The sequence below is a fragment of the Pseudomonas sp. JH-2 genome (assembly GCF_036231725.1).
Lineage (GTDB): Bacteria > Pseudomonadota > Gammaproteobacteria > Pseudomonadales > Pseudomonadaceae > Pseudomonas > Pseudomonas delhiensis.
The window spans coordinates 1-1,323 of record NZ_JAZAQP010000109.1 but is presented as its reverse complement, the minus strand read 5'-3'; the positions used below and the strand labels follow the sequence as shown (position 1 = coordinate 1,323).

Annotated in this window: 1 protein-coding gene; it reads left to right on the top strand. The window is 63.9% G+C overall.

The features are described 5' to 3' along the window. Positions 1-3 precede the first annotated feature (3 nt). Positions 4-1,062, top strand: a complete 1,059-nt coding sequence (locus VV867_RS30915) for an IS110 family transposase (protein ID WP_328568435.1) — start codon at positions 4-6, stop codon at positions 1,060-1,062. Positions 1,063-1,323 lie beyond the last annotated feature (261 nt).

The window sequence follows — 1,323 nt, the reverse complement described above, 5'->3', positions numbered from 1 at the left end:
GATGTGTCGGCTTGCACGACAGTCGCCGTGGATTTGGCGAAGAAGGTATTCCAGGTGGCCGGGGAAGATGCCCAGGGCCAGTTGGTGTACGAGCAGCGGATCAAGTCGCGTGAAGCGTTTCAGGTGTTCCTGCAGAAGCTGCCGAGGGGCGTGACGGTGCTGGTGGAAACCGGTCCGGGTGCGCAAGCCTGGGCCCGGTTGCTGCAGATGCAGGGCAACCCGGTGCGTATCCTGCCGGCCCAGCGTGTGGCCGAGCACCGTAGCGGGGCAAAGAATGATCGCAATGATGCCCATGCCATTCTGCGAGCGGGACGGGATTGCGGCATCGCGTCGGTGCCGGTGAAGAGTGTCGCGGCGCTGGCGATGCAGGCCTGCCACCGGATTCGGCGTGGCTATGTGCGGCGGCGTACGGCCACGGGTAATCAGATACGCGGGCTACTGCTGGAGCAGGGCATCGCCCTGGCTCAGGGGGAGGCTGCCTTGAGCCAAGGTGTCCCCCGAGTGCTGGAAGACGCCAGCCAGCCCTTGCCGGATCTGCTGCGTGAGCTGATCGACGAGATGCTGAGCGAGTGGAAGCGACTGGGCGAGCGCATCGCAGCGCTGACCGAGCGTCTGGAAGCGTGTGCCAATGCGGACCAGGCAGCGAAACGGCTGATGACGGTGCGTGGCATTGGTCCGATCACTGCCACGGCGCTGCTGGCCAAGCAGACCGAACCGGAACGTTTCGCCAATGCGCGCCAGTTCGCCGCCTACTTCGGTATCGTGCCCGACCAGCACAGCAGCGGGCAGAAGGTGCGACTGGGCAAGATGGCTAAACGTGGCGACGCCTATGTGCGCAGCCTGATGGTGGTGGGCGCGCATGCGGTATTGAAGCAACTGCGACCTGACTCCGAGCACCCGGACGACCGTCGCCTGCAACGCTGGCTACAGCGCCTGGGGCGCAAGGGGGCGGCCGTGCGACTGGCCAACCGCAACCTGCGGATCGCCTGGGTACTGTTGCGCAGCGAGCAGACCTACCAGCGCAAGCCGAACGCTTGCCAGGAGATTGAGATGAGTCACTGATCCAACGAGTTCCCGCCACCGGGGCGCCAAGCCGCTCCAACCCCTGCTGAAGAACATTGACCCCTGGTCAGACCGTCGCGGATTGATGCCTACGCTCCTACTGGCCTTCGAGGCCTCTTTGTAATCGGCATTCCGCGGGCTTACCCAATGTTGGCCAGAAGCCCGACGTGGCTTCCTCGAACAGGCCTAATACATAGATGCAATCGGGTTCCTCTGTTCAAAAGCGGGTTGACGGTGGGGGTGAGTCCATACATAGGAGCG